Annotated in this window: 14 protein-coding genes, 1 tRNA gene and 3 pseudogenes; 10 read left to right on the top strand and 8 right to left on the bottom strand. The window is 67.1% G+C overall.

The features are described from left to right. Window positions 1-75: 75 nt before the first annotated feature. Window positions 76-6,480 (top strand): hypothetical protein, encoded by a 6,405-nt coding sequence (locus B1L07_14730; protein AUZ56136.1) that lies wholly within the window; start codon window positions 76-78, stop codon window positions 6,478-6,480. Between the two features lie 1,734 nt (window positions 6,481-8,214). Here the strand turns inward: B1L07_14730 and B1L07_14725 are convergent. Genes B1L07_14725 through B1L07_14715 form a run of 3 tightly spaced genes read right to left on the bottom strand, consistent with a single transcriptional unit; the run spans window position 8,215 to window position 8,886 of the window. Beyond that, window positions 8,215-8,487, bottom strand: coding sequence for a hypothetical protein (locus tag B1L07_14725; protein AUZ56135.1), 273 nt, complete (start codon window positions 8,485-8,487; stop codon window positions 8,215-8,217). After that, a complete protein-coding gene (locus tag B1L07_14720) occupies window positions 8,472-8,675 on the bottom strand; it encodes a hypothetical protein (GenBank protein AUZ56134.1) in 204 nt (67 codons plus the stop codon). The genes B1L07_14725 and B1L07_14720 overlap by 16 nt, the downstream gene beginning before the upstream one ends. Beyond that, complete coding sequence (locus B1L07_14715; protein ID AUZ56133.1) at window positions 8,659-8,886, bottom strand: hypothetical protein; 228 nt, start codon at window positions 8,884-8,886, stop codon at window positions 8,659-8,661. The genes B1L07_14720 and B1L07_14715 overlap by 17 nt, the downstream gene beginning before the upstream one ends. A gap of 208 nt (window positions 8,887-9,094) precedes the next feature. On the opposite strand from B1L07_14715, the gene B1L07_14710 reads away from it, so the two are divergent. The 5 genes and pseudogenes from B1L07_14710 (at window position 9,095) to B1L07_14690 (ending at window position 13,695) form a co-directional block, all read left to right on the top strand. Next, entirely contained in the window at window positions 9,095-9,562 is a 468-nt protein-coding gene (locus B1L07_14710) for a hypothetical protein (protein ID AUZ56132.1), read from the top strand. A 352-nt stretch (window positions 9,563-9,914) separates the two neighbouring features. Continuing rightward, a pseudogene (locus tag B1L07_14705) lies at window positions 9,915-10,933 on the top strand (tRNA dihydrouridine(20/20a) synthase DusA). A 252-nt stretch (window positions 10,934-11,185) separates the two neighbouring features. Continuing rightward, complete coding sequence (locus B1L07_14700; GenBank protein ID AUZ56131.1) at window positions 11,186-11,491, top strand: hypothetical protein; 306 nt, start codon at window positions 11,186-11,188, stop codon at window positions 11,489-11,491. A 71-nt stretch (window positions 11,492-11,562) separates the two neighbouring features. After that, window positions 11,563-12,246 carry a DNA-binding response regulator gene (locus B1L07_14695; protein ID AUZ56130.1) on the top strand — a complete coding sequence of 228 codons (684 nt, stop codon included), beginning with the start codon at window positions 11,563-11,565 and terminating at the stop codon, window positions 12,244-12,246. 21 nt (window positions 12,247-12,267) lie between these two features. Next, window positions 12,268-13,695 (top strand): two-component sensor histidine kinase, encoded by a 1,428-nt coding sequence (locus B1L07_14690; protein AUZ56129.1) that lies wholly within the window; start codon window positions 12,268-12,270, stop codon window positions 13,693-13,695. Window positions 13,696-13,783: 88 nt separating this feature from the next. On the opposite strand, the gene B1L07_14685 is transcribed toward B1L07_14690, so the two are convergent. Together B1L07_14685 and B1L07_14680 are read right to left on the bottom strand one after the other, a co-directional pair. Continuing rightward, entirely contained in the window at window positions 13,784-14,587 is an 804-nt protein-coding gene (locus B1L07_14685) for a hypothetical protein (GenBank protein ID AUZ56128.1), read from the bottom strand. Next, a pseudogene (locus B1L07_14680) lies at window positions 14,554-14,849 on the bottom strand (hypothetical protein). The gene B1L07_14685 and the pseudogene B1L07_14680 overlap by 34 nt, the downstream one beginning before the upstream one ends. A 119-nt stretch (window positions 14,850-14,968) precedes the next feature. Between B1L07_14680 and B1L07_14675 the strand changes: the two are divergent. From B1L07_14675 to B1L07_14660, 4 genes are all read left to right on the top strand, one after another. Beyond that, window positions 14,969-15,934 (top strand): biotin--[acetyl-CoA-carboxylase] ligase, encoded by a 966-nt coding sequence (locus tag B1L07_14675; protein AUZ56127.1) that lies wholly within the window; start codon window positions 14,969-14,971, stop codon window positions 15,932-15,934. Next, window positions 15,931-16,668: a pantothenate kinase gene (locus B1L07_14670; GenBank protein AUZ56126.1), complete on the top strand. Its 738-nt coding sequence runs from the start codon at window positions 15,931-15,933 to the stop codon at window positions 16,666-16,668. Before B1L07_14675 ends, B1L07_14670 begins: the two co-directional genes overlap by 4 nt. Before the next feature lie 9 nt (window positions 16,669-16,677). After that, on the top strand, window positions 16,678-17,445 hold the full coding sequence (locus B1L07_14665; protein ID AUZ56125.1) for a hypothetical protein: 768 nt from the start codon (window positions 16,678-16,680) through the stop codon (window positions 17,443-17,445). Between the two features lie 42 nt (window positions 17,446-17,487). After that, window positions 17,488-17,563 (top strand) — tRNA-Thr (locus B1L07_14660). A gap of 350 nt (window positions 17,564-17,913) precedes the next feature. Here the strand turns inward: B1L07_14660 and B1L07_14655 are convergent. The 3 genes and pseudogenes from B1L07_14655 to B1L07_14645 form a co-directional block, all read right to left on the bottom strand. After that, window positions 17,914-21,396: an autotransporter outer membrane beta-barrel domain-containing protein gene (locus tag B1L07_14655; GenBank protein AUZ56624.1), complete on the bottom strand. Its 3,483-nt coding sequence runs from the start codon at window positions 21,394-21,396 to the stop codon at window positions 17,914-17,916. A gap of 255 nt (window positions 21,397-21,651) precedes the next feature. After that, a pseudogene (locus B1L07_14650) lies at window positions 21,652-22,292 on the bottom strand (DNA-binding response regulator). Further along, complete coding sequence (locus tag B1L07_14645) at window positions 22,274-25,510, bottom strand: hybrid sensor histidine kinase/response regulator (protein ID AUZ56124.1); 3,237 nt, start codon at window positions 25,508-25,510, stop codon at window positions 22,274-22,276. Before B1L07_14645 ends, B1L07_14650 begins: the two are co-directional and overlap by 19 nt. Between the last annotated feature and the right edge of the window lie 52 nt (window positions 25,511-25,562).

Genomic DNA, 25,562 nt, shown 5'->3' with positions numbered 1-25,562 from the left:
GTCTACGCGACCATTTGTCGTTGGATAAAGGGAATACCGGGGAAAACTCAAATGCACATGCTTTCGAGGCTTCTGATGCGTCGCCGCGGAGACCGCCCGTTCCTGTCCGGTTTTCCCCTGCTGTTGTGCAGCCTGGCGCTGCTGTGGCCCGCGCTGGCCAGCGCCCAGCATACGTCCGTTGAATGCCCGGCCCAGACGGCGACGGTTGCCAGCGGCGGATCGGTCACGATCAACGTCTCCGATTGCGAGTACTCCAGCGGCTTCGGCGGCGACGGCCCCATCGATGGCGGCAGTTACGGCTCCTCCGATTTCGAGGACTACGGCACCGCTACGCTCCGGCATACCGGTGGCCAGTGGTTTCTGGACTACAGCAACAATGGCTCGGGTGTTGGTTCGACCGATGTCTTCGAGTTCGCCGATGGCTCGCTGACCGGTGCCGGCGACGTCCAGGTGAGCATCACCATCACCCCGGCCGCCTCGCCGATCGTCGTCTCCCCCAGCGCGCTGCCGACGGTGACCGCCGGCACGCCGTTCTCGCAGACGCTGAGCTCCACCGGCGGTCTCGCACCCTACACCTACGCCCTGCAGAGCGGTACCCTGCCAGCGGGCCTGAGCCTGAGCACCGCCGGGGTCCTGAGCGGCACGCCGACCCAGCGCGGCGCCTACAGTTTCAGCGTGCGCGCGACGGATTCGACGTCGCCCACCGCCCAGTTCGTCGACAAGGGCTACACCGGCACGGTCCAGAATCCGACCCTGAGCCTGGCCACGCCCAGCGGCACCGCCATCCAGGGCGTGGCGTTCTCGCAGACCCTGTCCGCCAGCGGCGGCGTCGCCCCCTATACCTACCAGCTCGAAACCGGCTCCCTGCCGGCCGGCATCTCCGTTTCCAGCGCGGGCGTCGTCAGCGGCACCACGAGCGCCGCCACCGGCAACTATCCTGTCACCATCCGCGTTACCGATTCCAGCACTGGCCCGGGCAGCTACTTCGAGGTCGAGAACTACACCCTCACCGTCAGCCCGCCGCCGAGCGTCAGCATCGCGGTGTCGCCGGCCAGCGTCAGCGAAGACGGCGCGACCAACCTCACCTACACGGTCACCCGCAGCCTCAACCTGAGCTCGCCGACCGTGGTGAACATCACCACCTCCGGCACCGCCACCGCGGGCACCGACTACACCGGCAGCGTCGCCACGGTCACCATCCCGGCCGGCGCGACCACCGCCACCATCACCATCGACCCGACCGTCGACGGCACCGTCGAAGCCGACGAGACCGTCACCCTGACCGTCGCTGCCGGTACCGGCTACACCGTGGGCGTCCCGGCCAGCGCCACCGGCACCCTCCTCAACGACGACGTGCCGACCGCGACGATCAGCGTCTCGCCGGCGAACGTCGCCGAAGACGGCGCACCGAATCTGGTCTACACCGTCACCCTCAACCAGGCGTCGTTCTCGGCGCTGTCGATCGGCTACACCATCGGCGGCACCGCCACCAACGGCACCGACTACGCCACGATCGCCTCGCCGCTGGTCATCCCGGCCGGCAGCACCACCGGCACGATCACCGTCAACCCGACCGCCGACGCCACCATCGAAGTCAACGAGACGGTCATCCTTACCCTTGCCGCCGGCGCCGGCTACACCGTGGGCGCGCCCAACAGCGCCACCGGCACCATCCTCAACGACGACCTGCCGAACCTGGCGATCAACGACGTCACCCTCAGCGAAGGCAACGCCGGCACCACCAACTTCACCTTCACGGTCAGCCTGAGCGCCGCGGCCGGCCCGGGCGGCGTCACCTTCGACATCGCCACCGCCAACGGCACGGCGACGGCGGGCGTGGACTATGTCACCAACAGCCTGTCCGGCCAGACCATCCCGGCCGGCAGCAGCACCTACACCTTCACCGTGCAGGTCAACGGCGACACGCTCAACGAGGCGACCGAGACCTTCTTCGTCAACGTCACCAACGTGGTCAACGCGGTGGTGGTCGACGGCCAGGGCGTGGGTACGATCAGCAACGACGATCCGCTGCCGGGCCTGTCGATCAACGACGTGACCGTGGCCGAAGGCAACAGCGGCACCACCAACGCCGTGTTCACCGTGACCCTGGACGCCGCCAGCGGCCAGACCGTCACCGTCAACTACGCGACCGCCGACGGCACCGCGACCCAGCCGGCCGACTACACCAATACGGCGGGCACGCTGACCTTCACCCCGGGCCAGACCACCCGCACCATCACCGTGCCGGTGATCGGCGAGACCATCCCCGAGGCGAACGAGACCTTCTTCGTCAACCTCAGCGGCGCGACCAACGCGACGATCAGCGACAACCAGGGCGTCGGCACCATCACCAACGACGACGTGCCGGTGACGGTCAGCCCGGCCACGGTGCCGAACGGCACGGTGGCGTCGTTCTACAGCCAGACGCTGAGCGCCAGCGGCGGCGTCGGTCCGTACAGCTTCGCGATCACTGCCGGTGCCTTGCCGGCCGGCCTGACCCTGTCCTCGGTGGGCGGGCTCAGCGGCACGCCGACCGCCGGCGGCACGTTCAACTTCACCGTGACCGCCACCGACAGCAGCCCGTTCCCGGGTCCGTTCTCCGGCAGCCAGGCCTACACCCTGACCATCGCGCCGCCGACCATCACATTGCCAGCCACCACGCTGGCAGACGGCAACCTGGGCGCCTCCTACTCGGCCACGATCACCGCCGCCACGGGTGGCACCGCGCCATACAGCTACGCGGTCACCGCCGGCGCGCTGCCGGGCGGCCTGAGCCTCAACGCCTCGACCGGCGCCATCACCGGCACGCCGAGCGAGCATGGCACGTTCAACTTCAGCGTCACCGCGACCGACAGCAGTGCCGGCACCGGCCCGTACACGGCGACGCAGGCATATGCGCTCACCGTGATCGACGCCCCGCCGGTCGCCAACCCGGTGTCGCTGACCGTCGCCTACAATGCGGCGGCGACCAACGTCCCGCTCAACATCACCGGCGGCGCCGCGGTCACCGTCTCCGAGGTCACGCCCTCGCAGCATGGCACGGTGATCACCAGCGGCAACACGCTCACCTACCAGCCGAATCCGGGCTACGCCGGCCCCGACAGTTTCACCTACAGCGCGACCAACGGCGGCGGCACCTCGGCGCCGGCGACGGTGAGCGTGACTGTGCAGGACGCGGTGGTCACGATCACCCCGAGCGGTGGCTTTGCCGCCACGGTGGGTGTGGCGTACACCCAGACGTTCACCTTCAGCGGCGGCGCGACGCCGTGGAGCGGCTTCCAGGTGACCAGCCTGCCGGCAGGCCTCACCGTGACCGGCACCACCGCCAACACGGTGACGATCTCCGGCACGCCGACGCAGGTCGGTTCGTTCAACCTCAACGTGTCCGCCACCGACAGCAGCACCGGCAACGGCCCATACTCCGTCGGCCAGGCGTTCGCGCTGACCGTGGCCGCGCCCACGCTCACGCTCACCCCGGCTTCGACCACGTTCAATCCGGCCTACGGCGCTGCCTACAGCCAGGCCTTCAGCGCCAGCGGCGGTGCCGGTCCGTACACCTATGCGGTGACCAGTGGCAGCCTGCCGCCGGGGCTGACGCTGAGTGCCGGCACCGTATCGGGCGCGCCCACCCAGCCGGGCAACTACGTGGTGCAGATCACCGCGACCGATGCCGGCACCACCGGAACCGGCGCGCCGTTCACCGTGCAGCAAAGCTACACCTTCAATGTGCCGACGCCGACCATCCTGGTCGGCCCGGCTACGCTGGCCAACCCGGTTGCCGGCACCGCCTACGCGCAGACGCTCACCGCGAGCGGCGGCGCCGCGCCCTATGGCTTCGCCGTGACCGCGGGCAGCCTGCCTGCGGGCATCACGCTGTCGGGCGGTGGTGTGCTGTCGGGCACCAGCAACCAGGTCGGCACCTACAACTTCACCGTCACCGCGACCGACCACTTCGGGCAGATCGGCAACCGGGCGTATTCGGTGACCATCGCGGCACCCGTGCTGGCGCTGACCCCGGCATCCGGCACGCTGGTCGCTACCTACGGCGCACCGTTCTCGCAGGTCTTTGCCACCGTCGGCGGTTCGGGCAGCGCCAGCTTGGTGGTCACTGGCACCCTGCCGGCGGGCCTGGCCTTCAGTGGCGGCACCTTGTCGGGGACGCCCACGGCCCCGGGCAGCTACCCGATCACCGTGACCGCCACCGACACCCTGCTCACCGGTGTCGGCGCGCCGTTCACGGTCTCCAACAGCTACACGATCGACGTGCCGGCCCCGACCATCACCCTTGCCCCGGCGACGCTGCCCGATACCACCGCCGGCCTGGCCTACAGCCACGCGCTGAGCGCGACCGGTGGTGTCGCGCCCTACACGTTCGCCATCACCGCCGGCAGCGTGCCCGCAGGTACGACACTGTCCGCCGGCGGGGTGCTGTCCGGCACCACCACGACGTCGGGCACCTACAGCTTCACCGTCACCGCGACCGACGCGTTCGGCCAGAGCGGCACGCAGGCCTACACGGTGGTCGTGGCGGTGCCAACGCTGACCCTTACCCCGGCGACGCTGCCGGGTGCCGTCGCCGGCACGGCGTACGCGCAGGTGCTCACCGTCAACGGCGGCATCGCGCCGTACACCACCACGTTGACCGGCACGCTGCCGGCCGGCATCACCTTCAATGCGGCGACCCGCACCTTCGCCGGTACGCCGACGCAGGCGGGCACGTTCAGCCTGGGCGTCACCGTCACCGACAGCACCGGTGGCACCGCGGCCACGGTCACCAGCGCCTACACACTGACCGTCGCCACGCCCAACCTGGCGCTGACGCCGGCGGCCGGCGCATTGCCGGGTGGCACCGCGGGCAGCGGCTACAGCCAGACCTTCGCCGCCAGCAACGGCATCGCGCCGTACACCTATGCGGTGAGCGCCGGTGCGTTGCCGGCGGGCCTGGCGCTCAACGCCAGCACCGGTACGCTGAGCGGCACGCCGACGGTCGCCGGCAGTTTCGGCTTCAGCATCACCGCCACCGACAGCACCACCGGCAGCGCCGGCACCGTTACCCATGCCTACACGCTCGCGCTGTCGGCACCGACGATCGTCGTCGATCCGGCAACGCTGCCCAATGGCCTGTTGTTCGTGCCGTACCAGCAGTCCATGGCCGGTGCCGGTGGCACCGCGCCCTACACCTATGCGATCGCTACGGGCGCGCTGCCCACGGGCGTGAGCCTGGCTGCCAACGGCGTCCTCAGCGGCACGCCGAACGTGGCCGGCGCCTACGCATTCACCGTGCAGGTGACCGATGCGCTGGGCTTCAGTGGCACCCGCGCCTACACGGTCAACATCAACGCGCGCCCCGATCCCAGCCAGGATCCGCAGATCCGCGGGCTGATCGACGCCCAGCAGGCCACCAGCCGCCGGTTCGCCGAGGCGCAGACGATGAACGTCCTGCGTCGCATGGAAAGCCTGCACCGGCAAACGGACGGCCCGGGCTTTGCCAATCAGTTGAGCATGTCCTTCACCCGTGCCTGCGTCCCCGACCTGCAGAACCCGGACGAGCGCGGCTGCGCGGCGATGCCGGTTGGCGGACCCTCCGGCACATACGATCCGGGTACGGCGATGCCGGCAACGGCGAATGCGCGCGAACGCGGAGGCATGGGCGGGCGCGCGCTGGGAACCTGGATCGGCGGCAGCGTGCGTTCGGGCAACGTGGATGCGCGTGGTGGACGCGACGCGCTGGATTTCGAGACCGACGGCGTCAGTGCGGGCGTCGACTACCGGTTCTGGCCGTCGCTGGCCGCGGGTGCCGGCGTGGGTTACGGTCGCGACCGTACCGACGTCGGCAACGACGGGGCGCGGCTGGATGCCAAGGCCAAGGTGGCATTCCTGTACGCCAGCTACCACCCGGGCCAGGTGTACTACCTTGATGGCATGGTCGGCTTCCAGCAGCTGGATTACCGGATGGCGCGTACCGCCATCGGCGGTGCCAACCTGCATGGCCAGCGCGATGGCAGCCAGTGGTTCGGGTCGCTGACCTTCAGTGGCGAATTCGGTGGCGATGCGCTGCTGTTCTCCCCGTATGGACGACTGGACCTGGCCCGTACCGCGCTGGATGGCTATGCCGAGCAGGGCGATGCGGTCCAGGCGCTGCGCTATGAGGACATGGACTTCGACAGCAACACCGGCACGCTCGGCCTGAGGGTGGAGTTCCGCAGGCCGACCACGTGGGGCGTGCTGCAGCCGCAGCTGCGGGTGGAGTACCAGCACGATTTCAGCGCCGACAGCTTCGCCCTGCTGCAGTACGCGGACGGCTTCGGGCCGGTTTACCGGGCGGATTTCACCGGGTTCGACCGCAATCGCCTGGTGATCAACCTGGGCAGCGTGTTCCGCACCGACAACGGCTGGAGCACGCGGCTGGAATATCGCGGCATGTATGGCAGCGACGGCAAGGACAACGGCGTGTCGGTGAACGTCGAGAAGGCGTTCTGAAACCAGCGCGGGCGGCATCCAGGTGCCGCCCGCGTTGCTGGCCGGTCGTAGCCACGCGCGGCCGGGGCCGGTGTCGTCCATCCATCGCTACCCCGCGGCCCGGTGCAGGGCGCTCGGCCTGCCGATGCTGGGCTGCGTGCCCGCGTGATGCGCGGGCAGCTCTATGGACCGACCGGCGGATGACATCTTGCCGCGGGCACGCTCTGCCGGCCGCGGTAGCCATTCCCTCGCTCCGGTCACCCCCATCGCGAAAGCCGGGTGACGGCTCCGTCCTTGCGTCGTGCCACGGCCAGCTGCGCTTCACTCCCGGTCCGCCATCATCGCTGGATGCCCGGCGACAGCGCGTTCCCGCCTTCCGGCACAGGTGGCCGGAAGGCCGGCGGGGGCCCCGTGTAAGAGTCGCGCCTTTGGCCCGGTGCCTGGCGGCGATCGCTCCCGTCGCGCCACATGCACCACGCCGCCGCACGGGCAGTGCCCCGCAGACCCGTAGAAGCACCAGGACCATGCCGCATACCGAAACGCCCCGCGTCGAGGCCTCCAAGCCCCATAAGCCCTACGTTCTGGAGGGTTTGAAGCTGTCGGTCGCGCCGATGATGGACTGGACGGATTATTCGGACAATGACAATGATATCAATGGTTTGCGCCAATTTCCGTTGCGCGCGAGGCACTTTTGAGGCACTCGGGCCGTCTGCCGGTAAGTTGGAGATGATGCGGAGATGATTATGGCTTCTTGGGGCGCTGAAGCCCAGATGGACACAGTACTCAACCTAACGATATGATCCTGAATATGAGGGGGGTCATGGAAAAAGTTGGCAACTGGCTGTATGCGCATGCAGCAAGCTTGATTTTTATATCGGTGCTACTTGCGTTTGGGCTGTACGTCTGGGGTGCTATAGGGCCGTACCACCGGCAGGCGGCTTTGTTCAAGGGTGCCGAATTGTTCGTGTGGGGGGCTGGCCTCCTTTCCGTATTACTTATTCGGAGGCAGTTGCATGCTCAGGAGCGGCAGCTGGAGGCCCATCGAGCACAGCAAGATGACACGTTTGCTCAGCTCCAGGCTGATCATGAGTGGAAGTGCTATGCGTTCTATCACCAGCACTTTTCGGATGTGCCATCAGAGGCTCTTCGCATCAAGATGTATGCCTTGGCGGAAGATGCAACTCACGGTTTTCAAGGCTGCTTTGAAGGTCGGGGGTCGCGATGCCCGCTAATGTACGCGATCATCTGATTAGTTCCGGCGATGAGTGGAATATAATTCGCCCTTACTTAGATTGCTTCGAGATATTCTGCGGCGCAATCAACGCAAAGCTGGTGCATGAAGATTACGCTTTTACGTTGCAGGCAACGAGGGTTGTAAGGAATTTCGCTGTTTTTTCTCCATTCATTGAGCGGTACAAAGATTCAGTCCCAACTGCCTATTGTGAATTTTCACGCGTTGCTCAGCGTTGGGCTATCCGGCTTGCGATAAACGAAGCGCCGCAAGTGGAGGGTTTGGGTCTGAATGGCAATGGGGCTAGGCCCGTTCAGGGGCCGCAGAGGAGGGGGCTTGAAGAAGCTGCTTGAGATTGATAGATTGTTGTCAACTACAAGGAGACGAGACATGAGAGACACGACTGGTTTTTAAGGGCTGGCGGAGTTTCCTTTCTCAAAAGACAGTCCCGTAAGGGACTGTTTTTTTATGCGTACGATATCGATGCGCGAAGCAATCATGGAGCCCTGTGGAAGAGGGTCGCATCAGGACGCGCGCTGCAGCTTCCGCCACTGCTTCATAGCCTCATCGCGCTGTTCGTCGATGTATGTGGCGAGTGCATCAGCAGCAACGAGCCATGGGGACTTCTGGCTGCCCAAGCGGAACACAGGAACGGGAAGCGCTTGGCGAGCAGCACGCCGGCTCGCTTCTTCCGGCTTCATGCCGAAGTGATGGCAGCACTTCTCCAGCGGGATGTGCCCTGTGCCGAACTCTGCCAGCAGCAGGAAAACGGTAGTGGTCGTCATGGCTCGATCGATCCTGATGCTTGGTTCGCCAGGGCGTCGTAGCGCGCCGCTTCGGCGAGGTAGTGCTGAACCCGCTCCTCCCTGATGGAGGATGGGAAGTTGTAGGCGACGCGCGCTGCATCGGCGGCGACGCGATTGATTTCGGCAAGGCGCCGAGCGCGATAGCCGAAGATGTCGAGCTGCTCAGGCGCGCCGAGCATTGCCGCGCACCTTCGGGCTGTCGGGGAGGGCGACCAGGCGCTGCAGCAGCGCCGCGTGCTGTGGCCGGCTGAGGTCCAAGGTGCTTTCGCACCCGACCGCCCGGACGTGCGCCCGGTAGGTCTCCTCGTCCAGGCCCTTCTGCCCGTGAGCAAGCCGGCGCAGCGCCTTCACCATGGCTGGACTGATACGAAAGCCCTGGCTGTGCTGCATTTTTGTCATGCGGCACACCAGGCATCTGTGACAACATTGAGATCCGTTGGCACGGCGCGTCGATCATGGAGCTTCTTTCAGGGTTATAGGGGAAGATCAGAGGATCTTCGCTGCCGTCATCATGTTGCACGCGCGGTTGGCGCTGGATGATCTCTAGGGCGGCCGGTGTCAGCTTGAACGTCTTGTGATTCCCGAGCTTCCGAGTGGGATGCTTCGCGTCGCGCAGGAGGCAAGCGGCTGTCGCCACATTCAGGTCATCCCAGCGGAGGTGGGTGATTTCCTCCTGCCTGCGCGCGCTGTGAATTGTGAACCAGATGATGTCCCGCATCGGGATCTCCGCACGCACGTCTCGGTGGCTGAACTTCTCATCCAGCATTTGCAGTTCCGCGGCGGACGGACGGCGATCTCGTTGCCTGGGCTTTCCAATGATCCGCTGCTGCCGGAGGTCCTCGGCCGCAGCGTCCAGCTCTTGCAGCGGGACTGGCACGCGCAGGGCAACCCTGGCAGCGTGGAACACCTGACGGAGCCAGATGAGGTCGTTTGCGGCTGTCGCTGGCCCGGCGCCTTCCTTGCGCCGCCCTTGGGTATAGGCGATGAAGCCGGCATGTGTGAGGCGGTCCACCCGCTTGTTCGCCAGCGCGCCCTCACCGATGCGGGCCAGGTCGGCGCTCTTTGAGCGGCTCCAGGGATTGTCGTCGGCCATCTCGTTGGTGTGCCTGGTGATCCTCTGCGCCACCGTCATGTGCGCCCCTGCCGTTTCGCCGCGCCCGCTCGCCGGCCAGCTCCGCTTCACGGCGGGTCATCCATTCTTTCGCCAGCGCCATGGCGGCAAACGTCTCGGACTGCCGGTGCACCCGCTTGCCATCAGCCTTGAGCGGGATGGCCGCCGTGTAAGATGTCGCGCCATTGGCCCGGCACCGGTCGAGAATCGATCCCATGGTGCTACCGATGTGACTTGGTAGCACCGGATGTAGCGCTGCCAATGCCCGGAAACCCGCCGAAATGCCAGGACAATGCAGCAGACCGAAATGACCGCCACACAGGCCATCAAGCCCCATCAGCCCTACGTTCTGGAGGGTTTGAGGCTGTCGGTCGCGCCGATGATGGACTGGACCGACACCCATTGCCGGGTGTTCCACCGCATCCTCGCGCCCGGCGCGCGGCTGTATACCGAGATGGTCCACGCCAATGCGGTCATCCATGGCGACCGCCAGCGGCTGCTGGGTTTCGACCCCAGCGAGCACCCGCTGGCACTGCAGCTGGGCGGCAGTGACCCGGCGTTGCTGGCGCAGGCCGCGCGCATCGCCGCGGACTGGGGCTATGACGAGGTCAACCTCAACTGCGGCTGTCCGTCCGACCGGGTGCAGGCCGGGCGCTTTGGCGCCTGCCTGATGCGCGAGCCGGAGCTGGTGGGCGAGTGCGTGGCGGCGATGGTCGCGGCGGTGGACATCCCGGTCACGGTCAAGTGCCGGCTGGGCGTGGACCAGGACAACGACTACGCCGCGTTCGCCGCGTTCGTCGACCGCCAGGTGCAGGCCGGGGCGGCAATGGTGGTCGTGCACGCGCGAAATGCGTGGCTGCAGGGCCTGTCGCCCAGGGAGAACCGCGAGGTGCCGCCGCTGCGTTACGACTGGGCCTACCGGCTGAAGGCCGAGCGTCCGGGCCTGCCGGTGGTGCTCAACGGTGGCCTGGCCACGGTCGAGGCGGCGCAGGCGCAACTGGCGCACGTGGACGGGGTGATGCTGGGCCGGGCCGCCTACCACGACCCGTATGTCCTGCACCTGCTGGAAGCGGCGCAGACCGGCGCGGCCCGCGCAGCCGCGAGGACCTGCTGCAGCAGATGCGCCCCTATGTCGAGTCCCGGCTGCAGGCAGGGCTGGCGCTCAAGCACATCACCCGCCACCTGCTTGGCCTGTACCACGGCCAGCCCGGTGGCCGCGGCTTCCGCAAGGTGCTCAGCGAGGGCGCGCATCGCCCCGGCGCCGACTGGTCACTGGTCGAGCAGGCGGTGCAGGTCACCCGCGACCAGGCGGCGCGTGCGGCCTAGAGCATCGGCGCGTATTCATTTTGCTCATATAGCTGAACATAGCGGTTGCAGAGGGGGAGGGTTCAGACCGGATTCACCCCTAAAAATCAAGAATTTGCCTCGATCTCGTAAGTCTCGTGAAAAAACCCGTGGGCCTTTGTTTTCACGGATTTTGAACGATCCGCCGCAGTCCGATAGGATCACGTCATGCTTCCGGTTCCGCGTCACATTCTTGCCCTCGCCGCCGCGGCCGTCTTCACGGCCGGCACGCCGATGGCGCAGGCCTGGGCGCAGGACGGCCGGCCGCAGCAGATGCAGGGGGGCGAGCGGGAGATGCCGCGCGCCCGCATGCGCGACAATGCCGGTTCGCTTTCCGATGCGGTGCGGCGCGTCCAGCGCGAGACCGGCGGCCGCATCCTCGGCGCCGAGCGCGTGCCCTACGATGGCCGCGACATCAACCGGGTGAAGTACATGGACGACCGCGGCCGCGTGCGTTACATGGATGACGCGCCGCCGTCGCCCCGCGCCCCCCGGGGGCCGCGCCAGGCCGAACAGCCACCACGCGGCGATAACCCCTGAACGGCGATAGTTGTCCCGCAATCCGCTTACCCATGCCGGTGAACCGCCGGCCAAGCAACTAGGGAGAGTTCATGCGTATCCTTCTGGTCGAAGACGAAGCCCCGCTGCGCGAGACCCTGGCAGCCCGGCTCAAGCGCGAAGGCTTTGCCGTCGATGCCGCGCAGGACGGAGAGGAAGGGCTGTACATGGGACGCGAGGTGCCGTTCGATGTCGGCATCATCGATCTGGGCCTGCCCAAGATGTCGGGCATGGAGCTGATCAAGGCGCTGCGCGACGAGGGCAAGAAGTTCCCCGTGCTGATCCTGACCGCCCGTTCCAGCTGGCAGGACAAGGTCGAGGGCCTGAAGCAGGGCGCCGACGACTACCTGGTCAAGCCGTTCCACGTCGAAGAGCTGCTGGCGCGTGTCAACGCGCTGCTGCGCCGCGCCGCCGGCTGGTCCAAGCCGACCCTGGAGTGCGGCCCGGTCGCGCTGGACCTGGCCGCGCAGACGGTCAGCGTGGCCGGCAGCAATGTCGACCTGACCAGCTACGAATACAAGGTCCTCGAGTACCTGATGATGCATGCCGGTGAGCTGGTCTCGAAGGCCGATCTCACCGAACACATCTACCAGCAGGACTTCGACCGCGATTCCAACGTGCTGGAAGTGTTCATCGGCCGCCTGCGCAAGAAGCTGGATCCGGACGGCGAACTGAAGCCGATCGAGACGGTGCGCGGGCGCGGTTACCGCTTCGCGATTCCACGCAACGAGGGCTGATCCGCCACGCGCGGTACGGGCATGATCTACGGCCGTCTGTGGTTTTTCCGGCGCTGGCGGCCGCGTTCGTTGCAGGCGCGCCAGCTGCTGGCCGCCTCGGTGGGCCTGGTGGCCTTCCTTGCGCTGGCCGGCTATGCGCTGGACGCCGCCTTCGCCGGCACCGCGCGCGCCAATCTTTCCGAGCGCCTGAAGAACTACGCCACCGCCTACGCGGCCGGCATCGACTTCACCCGCGACCGCTCGCTCTACATCCGCGAACAACCGCCGGACCCGCGCTTCGACGTGCCCGGCAGCGGCCTGTACCTGCAGGTGGTGATGCCCGGCCACTCCGGCAACTCCATGTCCGCCGAAGGCCCGATCCTGCCGGACGTCAGCGGACGCATGCTCGCCCCGCGCGAGGAGATCTTCGAAGGCCCGCTGCCGATCACCCAGATCGACGGTACGCCCGGTGAGGTCTACCGCTACGGCATGGGCCTGGTCTGGGGCGGCGACGGCAGCCCCGAAAGCGAGTTCCCCTACACCATCTACGTGCTCGAGGATTCACGCGCGCTGGGCAAGCAGCTGCGCGTGTTCCGCAGCGCGGTCTGGTTCTGGCTGGGCGTGACCGGCCTGATCCTGCTGCTGCTGCAGACGCTGGTGCTGCAGTGGAGCCTGCGCCCGCTCAAGCGCGTGATCAACGAACTCACCCGGGTGCAGCGCGGCGAGCGCGAGCGCATGAGCGAGATGCACCCGCGCGAGCTGGAACCGCTGACCGACAGCATCAACGCCTTCATCGAGAGCGAACGCGAGAATCTGGAGCGGCAGCGCAACACCCTGGCCGATCTCGCGCACAGCCTGAAGACGCCGATCGCGGTGCTGCGCACGCAGCTGGACAGCGGTGCCGGCGACGGCGCGCTGCGCGAGGAGCTGGACGTGCAGCTGCAACGCATGAACAACCTGGTGTCCTACCAGCTGGCCCGCGCCGCGTCGTCGGGCCACAAGCTGTTCTCCGCACCGGTGCCGATCGAGGCCAATGCCGAGGAGATCGTGCGTGGGCTGGAGAAGGTCTACGCCAGCAAGGGCGTGCTGTGCGAGTTCGAGATCCAGCCAGGCGTGAATTTCTACGGCGAGCCCGGCGACCTGCAGGAGCTGCTGGGCAACCTGCTGGAGAATGCCTTCAAGTGGGCGCGGCGCCGGGTGCTGTTGACGGTGCGCGCCATTCCCGCCGCGCCCGGCCGGCGCGCGGGCCTGGAACTGGCGGTGGACGACGACGGCCCTGGCATCGCCGAGGAGAACATCGCCAAGGTCCTGCAGCGCGGCGTGCGCGGCGACGAGCGCGTGCAGGGCCATGGCATCGGCCTGTCGATCGTGCAGGACCTGATCAAGGATTACCGCGGCGAGCTGCAGGTCAAGCGGTCGCCGGAACTGGGTGGCGCGCGTTTCGAAGTGACCCTGCCGCCGGGCCTGTGACCCGGCGCGGTTGACGGCCCGAGGGTGAGCGCTTCAGGACGCGATCGGGGCTTTACCGACGACAGCGCGTGCGGGGTGGGCCCCGCACCTACGGACGTTCCGGCGGCTGGGCAGCGAACGGCGAGGGTCCGTAGAAGCGGCGCAGGTGCGCGGCCACGTCCGGCATGTCCCGCTCCAGCAGGTGCGGGGCGGAGAAGTGGTACTCGGTGGCCACGGCGAAGAACTCTTCCGGCGCTTCCGCCGCATACGGATCGATCGCGGTGTCGTGGCCGGCGTCCACCTGCGCACAGAAGGCATCGTAGCGGCGCTGGAAATCGCGTGCCCATTGCCGCTGCCAGTCGCGCGGCAGCGGCGGCGTGCCGTCGAGCGCGCCATCGAGCACGTCGATCTTGTGCGCCATTTCGTGCACCGCCACGCAGAAGCCCGCCTGCGGGTCGGCGATGTCGGCCTGCACGTCGGCCCAGGACAGCAGCAGCGGGCCACTGTCCCAGGCTTCGCCGATCAGTTCATCGTCCCACTCGTGCAGCACGCCGGCCGCGTCCACGTGGTTGCGGCGTACCCGGAACGCATCCGGATACACCACCAGTTCCGACCACCCCTGCAGGCCCTGCTCGCCGAACTCCAGCAGCGGCAGGCAGCACAGCGCGGCCAGCAGCAGGCGTTGGCTGTCGTCCAGCGTCAGCCCGGCCACCGGGGTGATCGCCTTGCGGTGCAGGAAATGCGCCGCAAGGCCACGCAGCCGCTCCTGGCGCCCGGCATCCAGCGCATGCAGCCACGGGCATGCCTGGCACGTGCTGCGCCAGAGGGTTTCGTCAATGGAAGGCGGCGGGCGCCGCCAGCGGCGCAGGAACGACTGGATCAGCGGAACATACCCGGCAGCAACCGGTGCCACTTCGGCGCGCGCAGCCGCGGGATGATCTCCTCGTCGCTGCCGCCGCCGGCCTGCTGCGGCGCCGGCACGGCGTGCTTGGGCTGCGACGGGGGGCGGCGTTGGCCAGGCTCACCGACGCCGCCGGTGCCGCCACGCGTTCCACTTCGCCCGGGGCATAGGTGCAGCCGTTGCGGGCCGGGGTGTCGATCGCCTCCGCGGCATGCGCGGCCACGGGGGCCAGCAGCAGGATCAGGCAATGGGCGGTACGGCGCATCGTCGACATCCGGGGGCGGTTGAGCTCCCGATTCTAGCCTGCTTTTCCGGCCGGATTGGAAGCCCCCATGGGCGGTCCGGGTGCCTTCACGCATAATCGGCCGATCTGTTGCGATCAGAAGATCCGTCGTGGACGACCGAGAACTGCTGGCCAAGCTGGGCCAGGGCGCCTTTTCCGGCGACGCCCTGGCGCGTGAACTGGGCCAGACCCGCGCCGCCGTCTGGAAGCGTATCCAAGGGCTGCGGGCGGCCGGCGTGGCCATCGACGGCCGTGCCGGCGACGGCTACCGGCTGGCGCAGCCGCTGGAACTGCTGGACCGTGCTCGCATCCTGGAACACCTGGCCCCCGCGGTGGCGGGGTCGGTCGCGGCGCTGGATATCGCCTGGACGGTGGGGTCGACCAACAGCGAATTGCTGCGGCGCAGCGCGCCTTTGCGCGGGGTCGAGGTGCTGCTGGCCGAGCGCCAGACCGGTGGCCGCGGCCGCCGCGGTCGGCACTGGGCATCGCCGCTGGCTGCCAACATCTACCTGTCGGTGTCGCGGGCGTTCGCCGGCGGCCTGTCGCGCATGGGCGGGCTCAGCCTGGCCGCGGGCGTGGCGGTGGGTGAAGCGCTGCATGCGCTGGGCTTCGCCGCGGCCGGCCTGAAATGGCCCAACGACGTACTGGTCGACGGTCGCAAGCTGGGCGGCCTGCTGGTGGAGGGCGGCGGCGAGTTCGCCGGCCCGGCGCGCGCGGTGATCGGGCTTGGCCTGAACGTGCGCATGCCCGGCGCCAGCGCCGCCGACATCACCCAGCCCTGGGCCGATCTGGACACCCTGGCCGGCGCGCCGGTGTCGCGCAACCAGGTGGTCGCGGCGGTGCTGTCGCAGCTGCTGCCGGCGCTCGACCTGTTCGAGCGGCAGGGGCTGGCGCCATTCCTGCCACGCTACGCGGCGATGGACGTGCTGGCCGGGCGCGCGGTGCGCGTGGAGGAAGCCGGCACCCTGCACGAGGGCATCGCCCATGGCCTGGCCGAGGACGGCGCGCTGCGCCTGGCCATCGACGGCGGCGAACGCCATTTCCATGCCGGCGAAGTCAGCGTGAGGGCGCAATGAGCGACTGGTTGTTCGACCTGGGCAATTCCCGCTTCAAGTTCGCGCCGCTCGACGGTGCCGTCGCCGGCAGCGTGCAGGCATGGGCGCATGGCGCCGAGGCGATGACCGCGGCCGCGCTGGAGGCCCTGCCGCGCGGCCACACCGCCTGGGTGGCAAGCGTCGCGGCGCCGGCACTGACCGCGACGGTCATGGAGCTGCTGCGGGCCCGCTTCGCACACGTGCAGGTGGCGCGGACGCTGCCGGCATGCGCGGGCGTCACCATCGCCTATGCGCGCCCGGAAAAGCTCGGCGTGGATCGTTTCCTCGCCCTGCTCGCCGCGGCCGCCGCGCAGCGGCCGGTGCTGGTGGTGGGCGTGGGCACGGCGCTGACGATCGACCTGATGGATGCCGACGGTCGCCATCTGGGTGGCCGCATCGGCGCCTCGCCCACGGTCATGCGCGAGGCCCTGCATGCGCGCGCGGCACAGCTGCCGGCCAGCGGCGGCGACTACGCGGAGTTCGCCAATGACACCGCCGACGCGCTGGCGTCGGGGTGCGACGGCGCCGCGGTGGCACTGGTCGAGCGCAGCCTGCGGCATGGCGCCGACCTGCTCGGGACCGCGCCGTCCCTGTTGGTGCATGGCGGCGGCGCCCTCCCGCTGTTGCCGTTGCTGCCCGACGCCGAGTACCGGCCCGCCCTGGTGCTGGACGGGCTGGCTCGCTGGGCCGTGCACCAGGCGACGCCGGAGCGCTAGGATCGCGTCATGCTGATTCGCTTCCTGATCGTCGCACTGGCCATCCTCAACCTCGGCGTGGCGCTGTGGTGGATGACGCCGCGGCCGGCACCGGCCACAGCGCCCGACGTCCGCGAAACCGGCGTTGCGACGCTGGAACTGGTACCCATGGACGCCGTGGACGCCGCCGCGCCGGCCGTACCGGCGCCGACCGGTGCTGCCGCAACGGCTGCTGCTGCAACGCCGGCGCCCACCCCGGCCACGGCGCCGGATGCGGCCAGGGCTGCGGCTACCGCCACCGCTACGCCAACCGCTGCCGTGTCCGCGCCGCCGCCGCAGCAGCAGTGCGCGAGTTTCGGACCCTTCCCGAGCCGGGAACAGGCGCAGGCGGCGCAGGCCGCGCTGCGCGCGGACCTGTCCCGCTCGCAGCTGCGCGAAGTGCAGCCCAAAGCGGCCAGCTACCGCGTGCTCACCGCCCCGGCCGCCAGCCGCGAGGAGGCGCAGGCCATGGCCCGGCGCATCGTCGAAGCCGGCTTCAGCGACTACTTCATCATCGCCCAGGGCGAAGACGCCAACGCGGTGGCGCTGGGCCAGTACCGCAACCGTGAAGGCGCCGAACGTCGTCTCGCCACCCTGGTGGCGGCGGGCTTCCCGGCGCGGATCGTCGGCAACGGGGTCGAGGCCGCCGCCAGCTGGTGGCTGGACGTGGCCCATGCCGACACCGCCAGCGCGGCGGATCTGCACAAGCGCAGCGGCGCGGCGCAGCGGCAGGCGCTGGAGTGCGCGCGCCTGCGTTAGAATGCCGCCCGGGCGCACCGCGGGTGCGCCGCGTGGACCCTTGCCGCTTTAGCTCAGTCGGTAGAGCAACTGTCTTGTAAACAGTAGGTCATCCGTTCGATTCGGATAAGCGGCACCAACAACTCGTTGAATTGAATTGTTTTCCGCGATTTGATACCGCAAGGATGCGGGGTTTCCGGGAAAATTCGTTCCAAGGCCCATGTCTAGTGAAGCGGCGAGCGCCAAGGCTCCCCGGGCTCTCTTGGTGCCTGGGGCGTGCCAGTCATGCGTCTTGGACAGAGCCTGACTGGCTGTTTCCCCTTCAATCGATCTGCTGCTGCATCCTCCGTCGATCGTCCTTGCTTCTCTGCGTATGCCTGGGCGGTTTCAACATATGGGGTGGGTTGGCCGCTGCAAGATGCATTGTGATGGGCGCAGGTCGGTGCTGGACTCACGCAGATCCCGCCGGGCTTCTGGCACAGGTTGCAATCACCATCTGTACTGGACGCCCATCTGTACTTCGACGTCGCGGAATCCCATGCCACCGCTCTGTCGGCTCAGTTCACCCCAACCGCGCCAGCCGGCGGACAGTCCCATCTGCACGCCCGCCTTGGCTTCGTAGATGTCATGCGGTAGCTGTCGCTGCAACCGCTCGCCGTCCATCGCCAGGCCTGCGCCATTGCCACCGGACCACCAGCTCACTGCCACATAAGGGTGTACCTGGCCCTGCGCCGCGCTCAAGCCGCGGCTGTACAGGCGCAGGCCGAGGCGGATGCTGGTCTCGCCATCACCGCGGTCTTCGACCACCGTGCCGTTGGCCTCGATCAACCGGTCGCTGTCATGGCGGCTGTGCACCAGTTGCAGTTGTGGCTCAAGGTAGATGCCACGCTGCGGCCTGCGCCGCAGCGGCAACACGTAGCCGGCCTCGGTCGAGGCACTCCAGTTGCGGGCACCATAGCGTTCCTTTTGCAGGCCCTCGCCCTGCACGCTGTTGCGGAAGCGGCCGTACTGCAGCCAGCCATCCACGTAGGCGCCGCCTTCCATGCGCGCATCCTGCAGCCAGGTCGCGTACACGCCAATGCTCGTGCCGGTGACTACGCCACGTGCGGTGTAGCCGGTCACCTTCGAGCGACTGTCATTGCGCGCACGGCCATGGCCGACCATCGCGCCGGCCTGCAATTCGCCGGTACCGCCTGCCTCGAATCGACGTCCCACGCCCAGGAGCATGCTGCTGGTGTGGCTGTCGACCTGCACCTGTCGTCTGGAGTCATGGCTGTCGGGCTGCGCGTTGCGAAGATGCACCCAGGCAACGGCGTCCCTGCTGCCATCGAATCCGGTGGTGGGGTCACCGGCACGGTCGTGCAGGCTGTGCCGGAACATCCCCAGCGCAGCGGCACGGTTGGCCAGGTAGGCCGCCGGCTCGGGGCGCTCCACTTTGGGGCGCGGCGGATCCAAGGGATCCACCGGGTCCAAGGGGTCTACGGGATTCTCCGGGTCCACAGGATCTACAGGATCTACAGGGTCCACGGGATCTACTGGATCCACCGGGTCCACGGGATCTACAGGGTCCACCGGATCCACGGGATCTACAGGATCTACAGGGTCCACGGGATCTACAGGGTCCACCGGATCCACCGGATCTACAGGGTCCACGGGATCTACAGGGTCCACCGGATCCACCGGATCTACAGGGTCCACCGGATCCACGGGATCTACAGGATCTACAGGATCTACAGGGTCCACGGGATCCACGGGATCTACAGGATCTACAGGGTCCACCGGATCTACAGGGTCGACGGGATCTACAGGGTCGACGGGATCCACTGGAGGTACATACTCTGAGCGCAGGTACCAATTGCCGTCATCCGGGGTCGACACGCTGCCCTTGAACAGGAAGTAGTCGTACGCACCGGCCACGGCGCGGCCCCGCAGAACAAACTGCGCATCCGACAGGCCGCCGACGGTGATCAGGCGGATACCCTCCTGGGTCAGGGCACCGGCGCCGCCGGCATTGCGCACGCTCACGCTGGCGGTGCCGCTGCTGTTGCCGTTGATCACCAGCTGGTCGCCCAGTGACATGTCATCACCCAGCGCGCGGTTGAAGATCCACTCGCCACCATTACCCATGTAATCGCCATTGACAGTGACGGTCTTGAAGTCCCCCGCCGCCCCCGTATCGAAGGCGATGGTGCCGGCATGTTCGAGCGTGCCGACGCTGGAGTCTGCACGTACGTTCCACTGACTGCTGCCATCCATCGTCAGCCGTGCGACCTGGTAGCCCGAGCCATCGCGCAGTGCGCCACTGAAAGTGGTGCCGTTGCGCAGCATCATGTGTACGTCGGCCGTCGCGCTGTCAACCACAACGTCACCACGCAGCGTGCTGGCGTCAGCAACGAACTCAATGCGGCTGGTCGGCACGCTGCGGCCATCGGAAAATGCGGTATCACTGACCCGCAGGAGCCGGCCGCTACCGTCGCCTGCAATGACATTGCTGCCATTGACGGTCAGCGCGTGGTTGCTGCCCTGCAGCCAGAGCGCGGCACCGCTGGCAGTCTCGATGTGGCTGTCGTTGATGATGGCACGGTTCCAATACGCTCCAAACGCGGTCAGGTAGGAGCGGTAGCCGACGCTGTTGCTGCCGGTCATGCGGACATCCAGGCGGTCTGCCTGGGCAAGCAGCGCCGTGTTCATGTGCACGATGCCGGAAGCGTTCTCCCCGTCACCCAGGATCGTGACGTTGTCGAGCAGTGCGCTTGCGGCGGAGCCACCGATAAACACACCGCCGCCGCCATTTCCGCGGATGTCGATCACGCTGTTGATGGCTTCGATGCGGCTGGCGCTACTGCCAGTGGAGCCTGTCACGAGTACGCCATAGGTCGAGTCGCCATGCGTGGTGATCCGGCTGCCTTGCAACGCAGCAAGGCCACCACTGATCTCCACGCCGTAGCCGTAGATGTCCGTCCATGTATCAATGGTGCTATTGCTCAGTTGCAGCCGCGACTCGTCGCTGGCAAGCCAGAACCCGGAGTTTCCTTCGCGCACCTCGAACCTGGCATCGTGAGCGGTCAGCATTCCCCATCTGTTGATGTTTACGCCATAGCCGCCGACGGTATGAAAGCTGCCGCCGTTGATCACAGCGACGGAGTAGGTTTTGCTGAGGTTGTTGCCCAGCAGACGCATGGTTCCACCAACCGAATGTGCTTCAACGTTCTCTAGAAGCAAACTGCCGCCATTGTCGATGTCGAACCAGCCACCTTCCAGGCAGGTGCCGTACAGCTCGGCGCGGCTGCCAGACCCATCGACGGCGATGCCCGCGAGGATGCCGCCGGGAGCCACGGCGATCCGACTGTCGCGGATCGTAAGAATCCCAGCACTATCGGCGCGCAAGCTGGCACCACTGCCAGCGCTTATCAGGAGGTCCGCAAGATGCACCTCGCTACCTGGACCGTACGCAGCGGCCAGCTTCCCGCCACCGGCCATCGCCAGGCGGCCCCCGGTGTAACGGACCGTGCCGCCGTTGGATGCCTGGATGCTGCCGTATCCACTACCATTGCGGGTAGTATCAATATCGACATCGCGCGCCTCTACCAAACTGCCAGCGCCATTGGCGTACATCGAGTAGAAGCCGGTTCCGGTGGCCGGGGCTATCGACAGCGTCGCGCCGCGCAGCTCCACGTGGCCACCGTTGATGGCGGATACGGCACTGCCATTGCCGGTCACGTTGATCCGGCTGCCGTCGATGAGTGCATGACTGCCCGCGCCGTCGACGGTCAGTGCGAAGTCGCCCCCGGCATGGTTCAGGACGTCCTCCTCACCGAGTTGGAAGCTGTTGCCGTCGCCCACCTGCACGGGCCCGGTAAGATCGGCGGCATGGGCCGGCAATGCCGCCCACAGTGAAGTGGCCAGCAGGCTGGGAATGAGAGGGGCAGGCGCGAAGCACGCGCGGTGGCACCGTATGCGGGAGGCGTACATGCTCATGGGGTTCCTGTTGCTTGGCGCAGCATGGCTGCGCGAACTGGCGTGGCAGGGCTGCGTTGCTGCGGAAACCCTGGCAGATGACAGCACGCAGGGGCCGTCGGGCTTCCGTCCCTCCAACGGCGCAATAACGGCGGCGGGCGCAGTAGGGGGATGGGACCAGCCTAGATATCGGCGATGGCCGATGGAATCAGGCGTTTCCTAAAGCATCCTTGGATGCCTTTCCGGGGGAGAGCTCGGCCGGTGGGGAGCTCAGGCAAACAACGAGGCCTGCAGGCAGTACTCAATCAGTGCCTGGTCACTTTCCACACCCAGTTTGCGCATGGCGCTGATCTTCTGTGTACTGACTGTCTTCGCGCTGCGTTGCAGTCTGCGTGCGATGTCGCCCACGCTCATGCCGCCGATGAACAACCGGATCACCTCCAGTTCGCGGGCGACAGGCGTGCGCGTACCGCGTCGGCATCAGAGGGTTGCTTAGCCGCCACCGGCAGCAGCTCCGGGGGGCGATAGGCGCGGTCGGCCAGCACAACGCGCAGCGCCTGCACCAGCTTGCCCAGGCCGTGGCTCTTGAGCACCACCCCGCCCGCGCCCGCAGCATACATGGCGGCCACCAGCGATGGATTGGACACCATGGTCAGTACCAGCAGACGGGTCTCCGGAAAGCTGCGATGCAGGAACGAGATCAATTTGATGCCATCGCCGAAATGGTCACCACCGGGCATGCTGTAGTCAGTGATCACTGCCTGTGGCCGCATCCGCGTCATCAGCTCGATCAACGTTGCCGGATCAGAGGCCTCACCGACGATCTCCAGATCCAGTTCTCCGGCCAGTACGTCGCGGATGCCGGCAAGCACGATCGGGTGGTCGTCGGCGATCAGGATCCGTGTAGCCATGGTTGGTTCGCTTCGTCAGGAGTGAATGGCGTCGTATCGTCGAGCAGAGGATCCAGCATTCGTAGCAGGCTTCTTTCGAATGTCTCCAATGCGCCGGTCAGTACTTCCAGTTCGTCACCGCGTGCGATTCGCTGCTCGATCCACAGGCCGTTCTCGACCAGATCGGGTACCCCGACGATGACGAGGGCACCACGGATGCGGTGCAGCACCTGCGCCACGCGACCGGAATCTGCCGCGCTGATGGCGTCACGCAGGCTGCCCAGGTCGGACTGCATGGTCTGCACGAACAGCGCCTGCATCTTCGGGCTTACCCGAAGCGGAGGCCGGGGATCGTCCGCAATGACATGCGCGGGCGCCAAATCGCCGGTCGGAGTCGATGACTGTCCATTCGTGATCCGGGTCAGCAGGCGCTGCAGCGTCTCCAAGGTGATCGGCTTGACCAGGACACCCTGCATGCCAGCCTCTTCGCAGCGCTGGCGTTCGGCCGGATCGGCATTGGCGGTAGCGCCATGGATCGGCACGCTGGCGCCGCGCGCCCGCAGTGCACGGGCCAGGCCATAGCCATCGAGTCCGGGCATGTTGAGATCGGTCAACACCAGCGCGAACGTGCCCTGCTGCCAGTAACCCAGCGCCTCGTTGCCATCACATGCAACCACGGCTTGGCAGCCAAGCTGTTCCAGCTGGTCACGCAGGATCGCCTGGTTGATCGGATTGTCCTCGGCAACGAGTACCTGAAGCCCGAAGCGCCGGGGCGGCGGCAGGCGCCCGCCGGCTTCGGCCGTCGAAGACTGCCCACTGGCTGCGGCCAGGGCCATCACGATGGCATCGAGTCGATGCAGGCCCACTTGCCACGTACCGTTGATCAGCTGCGGTTGCGTGCCACCCTCGCGGCAGGTAGCCACGCGCGGAGTGGACCCGTCCCATGCCGGCAGTGGTCCGTCCAGTACGAGATCGAGCAGCACCGCGGTGCCTGTGCCGATGTCCTCCCTGTACATGCTGGCATGCGCACCGCGTCGCTGTAGGCGTTCACAAAGTGATTGGACGATCTCGCGCACGGCGCCGCGTACCTGCACCTGCAGGTGTGCGGGCAGTCGCGGCGGTGGCGATTGCTGCGGGTCCGGCTGAGCCGGCGGCAGCGGCAGGTCGACGCTGAAGCTGCTGCCCAGGCCGCTCTCGCTCACCACGCGCAGGTGGCCACCCATCAGTGCCACGAGATGGGCGCAGATGGCCAGGCCAAGGCCCGTGCCACGCATGGCGTCGGTACCTGGGTTGGCCTGGAAGAAGGGTTCGAACAGATGGTCCTGGTGTTCGCTCGCAATGCCGATGCCCGTATCGGCCACCTGCCATTGCAGCCAGCAGCGCTCCTCCTCCGGGCGTGCGGACAGGCGTACCACTACGCGTCCACTGTCAGTGAACTTCAGCGCATTGCTTAGCAGGTTGTTGAGAATCTGCCGGATTCGGGCGGCATCGCCGCATACCGCATCCGGTACGTCGGCGTCGATGCAGGCGTAGAACTGCAACCCCTTGCTGGCGGCTACGGCGGCATAGGAATCCAGCGCATCCTCGGTCAGTCGCACAGGATCGAACGGGCTGGGTTCCAGATACAGCTGTCCTGCCTCGGCCTTGCTCACATCGAGGATGTCGCTGATCAGCTGCATCAGGGTCGAAGAAGAGCGTTGGATTGTCGCCAGGTAATCCTGCTGCCTCGCGTCCAGTGGCGTCAGGCCCAGCAGTTCAAGCGTGCCTAGCACGCCGTAGAGCGGTGTGCGGATCTCATGGCTCATCGTTGCCAGGAACTGGCTCTTGGCCCGGTTGGCCTGGTCAGCAGCCCGGCGCGCCTGCTGCAGCACCTGCTCAGCCTCGTGCTGGCTGCTGAGGTCGATGAACAGACATAGAACCACGGGCTCGCTGCGATACCTGGCCAGCGTCGCGGTCACCAGCAGGTGGCGGCCTTCCGGTGTCGTGTAGGCCAGTCCATCACCCAAGGCGGTACCACCGGATGCCAGTACGCTTCCGCGCCAAGGGCCGCGCCACCCTCCCGCGTCATGATCTTCACCAAGCCAGCGGCGGGCGAGGGTGTTCTCCAGCATTACATTGCCATCAGAACACCGCAGCAGACAAAGCCCGATGGGAGCGTTGTCCAGGATGGTACGGCTGAATGCTTCACTCTCAAGCAGACGCGCGTGGTTGCTGCGTAGGGGCTCGATGACCGAGCGACGATATGCGCCCAGAACCAGCGTGCCGCCTAGTGCCAGCAGCAGTGCAACAAGTGTCGCCCCCAGCAGCGGTCCTTGTGGGTTCTCAAAGATCTGCTGCCAGCTGACGTGGTAGACAGCCAGCCATCCACGGTCGCTACGCATTCGGAAGCGCAGCCCCTCCGTGGTGGGCTGCCACGACGTGCCGGTATCGCTGGCATCTGCGGCATCGCCCAGAAGGCGCCGGCCCTTTGCATCGAACAGCGATAGCCGCTCGAAAACCGGGACACCCAGGACTTGTTGGTAGTCATCGACACGGGAAGGATCGAGCAGGCATGCCAGCGCGGCCAGCGATTCGCTTTCGTCCTCGCCCCACAGGCGACCATCCTGCGGCGCGTGGGTGACGGCCAGAAGCCGGGTCTCGCCATCGCGCAACGGCACGGGCATCCACGCGACGCCACCCTGCTGCAGCTCGGGTTGGATCTCCAGCGCCCGGTGGATGTCACTGATGGCCGGACGCAGGTGGGTCGGGTTGTTCGGGCTGACGTCTGCGCCGGTCATCTGCATCGGTGCCAGCAGGCCCCGCTCGCCATTTCCATCGACCAGCAGGCATTGTGGCGGCGGGAAGTGCGAGGCTGACCAGAACGTGCCGTAAAAGCGCAGGAAGCGGTCCCCAAGTTCTGCCTGGGAAGGGGTGATACTCCTGTCCTGTCCGATCAGCACGAAGTTGGCGAACAGCGGGCTGCCCTGCCGTCCCGGGGCGCCGGCCGCCACCGGTTGATCCTGGGCGCCTACGTCGTGCAGGCGCCACTGGTAAAGGAAGCGCTCCTGTTCGCGCAGCGTGCCATCAAGGCGGCGGAAGTGAAATTCAATCTTGCCGCGCTCTTCACCGAACAACCTTGAGCCGACCGACAGCAGCAGCCCCGCCTGCAGCGTGGCCAGTACCACTACCGCGATCAGCAGGGCATGGACGCGCAGCGAGCGGCGCGCAAGTCGGCGGATGGGAGCGGCCTCGGCCGGCATGGCAGGTCTCGGAGCTGTGGACGGTCATTGGCGGTCGACGGCGCTTGGCGGG

It is taken from the genome of Stenotrophomonas acidaminiphila (assembly GCA_002951995.1).
Classification (GTDB): Bacteria; Pseudomonadota; Gammaproteobacteria; order Xanthomonadales; family Xanthomonadaceae; genus Stenotrophomonas; species Stenotrophomonas acidaminiphila_A.
This window is presented reverse-complemented; position numbering and strand designations above follow the sequence as displayed.

What these genes read in the sequence shown, in the direction of transcription:
- B1L07_14695 (AUZ56130.1), top strand. Translation starts at nt 11,563, where the DNA reads ATGCGTATCCTTCTGGTCGAAGACGAAGCCCCGCTGCGCGAGACCCTG.
- B1L07_14690 (AUZ56129.1), top strand. Translation starts at nt 12,268, where the DNA reads ATGATCTACGGCCGTCTGTGGTTTTTCCGGCGCTGGCGGCCGCGTTCG.
- B1L07_14655 (AUZ56624.1), bottom strand. Translation starts at nt 21,396, where the DNA reads ATGTACGCCTCCCGCATACGGTGCCACCGCGCGTGCTTCGCGCCTGCC.
- B1L07_14645 (AUZ56124.1), bottom strand. Translation starts at nt 25,510, where the DNA reads ATGCCGGCCGAGGCCGCTCCCATCCGCCGACTTGCGCGCCGCTCGCTG.
- B1L07_14715 (AUZ56133.1), bottom strand. Translation starts at nt 8,886, where the DNA reads ATGCAGCACAGCCAGGGCTTTCGTATCAGTCCAGCCATGGTGAAGGCG.
- B1L07_14665 (AUZ56125.1), top strand. Translation starts at nt 16,678, where the DNA reads ATGCTGATTCGCTTCCTGATCGTCGCACTGGCCATCCTCAACCTCGGC.
- B1L07_14700 (AUZ56131.1), top strand. Translation starts at nt 11,186, where the DNA reads ATGGCGCAGGCCTGGGCGCAGGACGGCCGGCCGCAGCAGATGCAGGGG.
- B1L07_14720 (AUZ56134.1), bottom strand. Translation starts at nt 8,675, where the DNA reads ATGCTCGGCGCGCCTGAGCAGCTCGACATCTTCGGCTATCGCGCTCGG.
- B1L07_14670 (AUZ56126.1), top strand. Translation starts at nt 15,931, where the DNA reads ATGAGCGACTGGTTGTTCGACCTGGGCAATTCCCGCTTCAAGTTCGCG.
- B1L07_14730 (AUZ56136.1), top strand. Translation starts at nt 76, where the DNA reads ATGCGTCGCCGCGGAGACCGCCCGTTCCTGTCCGGTTTTCCCCTGCTG.
- B1L07_14710 (AUZ56132.1), top strand. Translation starts at nt 9,095, where the DNA reads ATGCTTCGCGTCGCGCAGGAGGCAAGCGGCTGTCGCCACATTCAGGTC.